The organism is Streptomyces xingningensis, assembly GCF_054957865.1.
This window is the reverse complement of record NZ_JBDJPF010000134.1, coordinates 1-4,167: the sequence shown is the minus strand read 5'-3', so window position 1 is coordinate 4,167 and position 4,167 is coordinate 1. Positions and strand designations below refer to the sequence as shown.

Here is a 4,167-nt window from a genome sequence, read left to right as displayed (position 1 = left end):
CAACCAACCATTCCCTGGAAAGAGAGCTCGGATCCCGACCACCGAAACCCGAAGCTCAAGCACCGGACAAGGGGAAGCTCAAATACCCAGGCGTGAGGAGCAGATGACAAGTTGGCGTCCGGGCCCGAGCTTCGGTCCATACCTCGTCCGGTTTCCTGTTCTCTCAACTGGCACATCTTGACCGTGGGGCCAGGGCCTCGAGAGCATTGGTGAGCGGACACAACCACAGACCGCAGAGCAGGAGACTCAGCATGGTACTGACACTCCTTGTCGGCGAGTGCGAGAAGGGTACGTGCCCACAGGTCTTCGCCATCGATGGGACCGACGACGTGATAGTCCAGGGTTCCAAGGTGAACGACCCAGAAGCGCTCAACTCCATGCGGCTTCCGGCGGACGAGACAGTCGTGCGCATCCCCATGTCACTGCTTCGGAGGTTGGCAAGTGAACATCTCGCGTGACGAGTTCGAAAAGCTCTTCGCGGACTTCCGCCGGGAAGCATTCAGGTTGGAGACCCTGGATGATTACAGCGCCTCTTCCGACCCGGAAAGCTTGCGGGCCTTCCTTGCTGGCGAACCTCAACCGGCTGACTACAACCAGGAGTGGGCCGACGAAGTACGCGCCAACATCGATGCCGGAAAACGGATGTATCGCGTACACATCCTGTCTCGACCACTCACGAACTACCTCAAATTCGAGCTGGGATGGGGCTACCAGAAGAACGCCAAGTCGGGAGAAGAGTTCTACATTCTCGACACAACCGGGCAACCCAACCCATTGGAAGGCGTACCGGACTTCTGGATGTTCGACGAATCCTCCATTGTTTCCATGAACTATGGGGAAGATGGAGGATTCCTCGGGGCCGAATCACACCCTGATACAGCCGGTTGGATAGCTCATCGGGACACCGCGCTGGCTCACGCTGTGCCCTTCCATGAGTGGTGGGAGCGATACGGCACAGAGTGAACCCCACAGACCTGGGCGAAGCGCTGCGGGAGCTACGAGCGGCCAGCGGAAAGCAGGCCAAAGTGGTTGCCCGCAGCGCTGCCATGTCTCCAAGCAAGCTGAGCAAGATCGAGAACGGCGCTCTACCACCCAGCGTCATCGACGTCGAGCGCATCCTCACGGCCCTGGAAGTCTCCGAGGAGGTCAAGGGCCAACTGGCGGAAGTCGCCCGACAAGTGGCCACAGAAGCCACAGCCTGGCGTATCTACCACCGGTCCGGGCTTCACAAGCACCAGGATGCCATTGGGGCCATTGAGGCTCAAACAAGTCTCATGCGGCTCTTCCAACCGTCTTGCATCCCAGGCCTGCTCCAAGCACCGGAGTACGTGCGGGGAATTCTCAAAAATCGCAATCTGACAGATGACGCCCTCGAGAAGATGATCGGGGCGAGGCTGCAGCGGCAAGAAGTCCTCTACGACAGGGAACGGGCCTTCCGCTTCGTGATTACCGAATCGGTGCTCCGATGGAAGCTCATCCCTGCGCCCATGATGGCGGCTCAGCTGGACAAGATCGTAACCATGTCGAGGATGCCTAACATCGCTGTCGGCATAGTTCCATTGTCTGCCCTGATGCCAGGGCTTCCCACATCTTCGTTCGCACTCTTCGATACACGTCTGGCCATCATCGAAATCCCACACGCGGAGATCACTACCCGTGAAATGCGAGACATTGAGCTGTACGTGTCCAAGTTCGAAGACTTCGAACGAGTAGCTGTTTATGGAGAAGAGATGCGCACCTTCGCCGCTAGCATCCGAGACGACTTCTTGAGGGAACAGGAAACGGACTAGAATCGTCTCGGCAAGGGCGTCACGATATCCACATGACCACGGACGCCGAAGCAGCCGCACAACAAGCCGACGCCTTCCTGGCAGGCAAGCGGAAATCAGACGACACCGCATTCATGCTCGAGCGCGTGCTGGCGGACATGGGCATCAGGGTCGGCGACCGGGACTCCTGGCCCCAACTCACCGGCCGCCCCTCCCTCTCCGGCGAACCCTCCGTCTTCCTGGGAACCATTCCCCTGCCCACCGCATGCAAGCTGATCGACACCCTGATCTACGCACAATCCGCAAAGCGCAAACAAGAGCAACGCGCCCTCGGCCACGACGTCTGACCGGTGTCCAACCAACCCATCAGGAAGGTCCACCATGACTGACCTCTACGACCTGCCCCTCCTCGGCGCCCAATTCGTCAAAGCCTGTGGCGGCAACACGCACCCCGACGGCGAAGCATGCGTCACCCTCGCCCGCATCGGCGACAACGCCTGGGCCCTCGGCGACAGCAAGCGCCCACACGCCGAGCCGCTGCGGTTCACCACCACCGAACTGAGCGCGGCGGGCATCGACCCGTCCCGCTTCGGCCTCTCCGCCTGACCCTTAAGAGTGCAGTTTCCGCTCTCTCAGCCCCTCCAGGAGGGCGGAAACCTCACTCCAACTAACCGAAATAGGAAGCTCCTTGCACTTCCATGGCTACTCGTGGGTCGGCGACAAGGCAGTCTTCGACAAGGAGAGCATCCGGCGCCCACCCTCGTCGGTCGAGCCGACCCCCACCAGCCCACCCGATGTGGTGGAGAGGTACCGAGAAGCGGTGATGGAGTGGCGAGCCACCGGCGTACCTCCCTTGGAGACAGCCTACTGGTTGCTGAAGCCGGCCAAGCTGATCCGGGGAACCTGGCAGCACCCGAAACAAGCCGCCACATGGCTGAGTGAGCAACTCGACGAGTACGTGCCACGCTTCGTTTCCCAGGCCGATCGCAACCCGATCCGCCTTGCGGACAAAGGCTCGTATGCGACAAAGACTCTCGGCTGGGGTATGGATGTCTCCCTCGGGTTCTACCTGGGACGACCGTTGTTCCTCAGCCTGGCCGTGGTGACGTGTTCCCCGAATCGTGCGATCCCTGAAGTGGCCTGCCCAAGCGTACGGTTGAGCCACTGAGGAGGCTGCCCATGCTTTCGAAGAGCGAATGGCGAGAGGTATTCGACGCCTACCAGCACGGCGCCTGGCGCTTCGAGGCGCAACCCACCTACACCATGCCCAATGAGGCGGTCAGTCTCGCCCGGTTCCTCCGAGGAGAGCCGAAGCCAACGGACCACCACCCGTGCCGGCAAAGCGGTCCTGCACCGGCGCACCGCGCTCGGCAGCCTGCTGCTACGGCGGGGCGTTTAGGAGGAAGGTTCCTCCGGCCTCGGTGGCGAGTTGGGCTGCTGCGTCGCGGACAGGTGGGCCGGAGCCGCTGGCGAGACTGCCGTCCACGGCCAGGCCGACGACGATCACGCCACTTGGTGGGCGCCCCTCTGCTTCAACGCGCAGGGTCACGGGTCAGTAGATCGTCAACGAGACACCGCACAGGCCGAGTCCGAGCTCCGAGGCCTGCCGCCACTGCCTCAACGGCCCATCAATGACGCTCTCATCCTCCGGGCGCTCGTCCAGCCATATCTGGCGTTCCGCCGCCGCCCGTTCGTCCTCCGTGAAGGCCAAGGCACGCTCCACTCGCGGCAAGCTGTCCCTCACCTCCGCGGAGGTCAGCAGGAAATTGCCGCACCAGCCGGGCAGCAACACCGCGCGCTCGGGCCCGACGGCATGGAAGAAGGCCGCCAGGGCATAGGTCTTGGACCGCACGGACAGGAACGTCTGCTCCCCCTCGCTCACCTCCCAGACGTCCCTGACCAGCCAGAACCCATCATCGTCGGTGCCGTTGTACATCTGCTGGACGTGCCGCCCGGCAGCAGTCAGCTCCTCAAACGATCCGATGGCTTCCCACTCCGGCGTCCCGACGTTGAACTCCCCCCAGGTGCGGTAGTCCGGCAACGGCCCACGCTGCCACCGCTGCCACCGCTCGCGCATCACCGGATCATCACGGTCGGCCTCGATCAACGGCACCATCCGCGGTGCCAGCCCCTCGATGAACGCGTCGTTGTGGGCGCTGATTGCCCAAGCCGTGGTGATCCCCATGCGGTCACCATAGGGGCCACCACCGACAAGCCCGGCCCTGGCCGGGCGAGCAACAGAAGTCGCCGAGGCCCTGCACGGTCGCGTCGTCTCCTACGACGGCACCTGACCCGGGCTACCGCCGGGGTTGGCGCGTACGGTCGCGGACCATGGCGCGGAGTGCGTCGACGTAGTGGTGAACGGCGGTGGCGACCTCGGCCGGGCCCGGATCCGTCG

At 62.9% G+C, this 4,167-nt stretch carries 7 protein-coding genes and 1 pseudogene; 6 read left to right on the top strand and 2 right to left on the bottom strand.

What is annotated here, in order from left to right; genetic code table 11:
- Positions 1-441 precede the first annotated feature (441 nt).
- The 6 genes and pseudogenes from ABCR83_RS32305 to ABCR83_RS32280 all read left to right on the top strand — a co-directional run.
- On the top strand, positions 442-963 hold the full coding sequence (locus tag ABCR83_RS32305; protein ID WP_462698823.1) for a DUF6879 family protein: 522 nt from the start codon (positions 442-444) through the stop codon (positions 961-963).
- Positions 960-1,790 (top strand): helix-turn-helix domain-containing protein, encoded by an 831-nt coding sequence (locus ABCR83_RS32300; RefSeq protein ID WP_462698822.1) that lies wholly within the window; start codon positions 960-962, stop codon positions 1,788-1,790. Before ABCR83_RS32305 ends, ABCR83_RS32300 begins: the two co-directional genes overlap by 4 nt.
- 32 nt (positions 1,791-1,822) lie before the next feature.
- The gene (locus ABCR83_RS32295; RefSeq protein WP_462698821.1) at positions 1,823-2,116 is read left to right on the top strand and encodes a hypothetical protein; all 294 of its coding nucleotides are present in this window, start codon (positions 1,823-1,825) and stop codon (positions 2,114-2,116) included.
- Positions 2,117-2,150: 34 nt separating this feature from the next.
- A complete protein-coding gene (locus ABCR83_RS32290) occupies positions 2,151-2,375 on the top strand; it encodes a DUF397 domain-containing protein (protein WP_462698820.1) in 225 nt (74 codons plus the stop codon).
- Between the two features lie 82 nt (positions 2,376-2,457).
- Entirely contained in the window at positions 2,458-2,937 is a 480-nt protein-coding gene (locus ABCR83_RS32285; protein ID WP_462698819.1) for a hypothetical protein, read from the top strand.
- Between the two features lie 11 nt (positions 2,938-2,948).
- Positions 2,949-3,080, top strand: a pseudogene (locus tag ABCR83_RS32280) (DUF6879 family protein); the annotation flags it as partial.
- A gap of 70 nt (positions 3,081-3,150) precedes the next feature.
- Here ABCR83_RS32280 and ABCR83_RS32275 read toward each other — a convergent pair.
- On the bottom strand, positions 3,151-3,318 hold the full coding sequence (locus ABCR83_RS32275) for a hypothetical protein (protein ID WP_462698824.1): 168 nt from the start codon (positions 3,316-3,318) through the stop codon (positions 3,151-3,153).
- 3 nt (positions 3,319-3,321) lie between these two features.
- Positions 3,322-3,954 carry a hypothetical protein gene (locus tag ABCR83_RS32270; RefSeq protein ID WP_462698818.1) on the bottom strand — a complete coding sequence of 211 codons (633 nt, stop codon included), beginning with the start codon at positions 3,952-3,954 and terminating at the stop codon, positions 3,322-3,324.
- Positions 3,955-4,167: the final 213 nt, after the last annotated feature.

Excerpts from the sequence above, each read along its gene's own strand:
- ABCR83_RS32290 (WP_462698820.1), top strand. The coding sequence starts at position 2,151 with ATGACTGACCTCTACGACCTGCCCCTCCTCGGCGCCCAATTCGTCAAA.
- ABCR83_RS32295 (WP_462698821.1), top strand. The coding sequence starts at position 1,823 with ATGACCACGGACGCCGAAGCAGCCGCACAACAAGCCGACGCCTTCCTG.
- ABCR83_RS32270 (WP_462698818.1), bottom strand. The coding sequence starts at position 3,954 with ATGGGGATCACCACGGCTTGGGCAATCAGCGCCCACAACGACGCGTTC.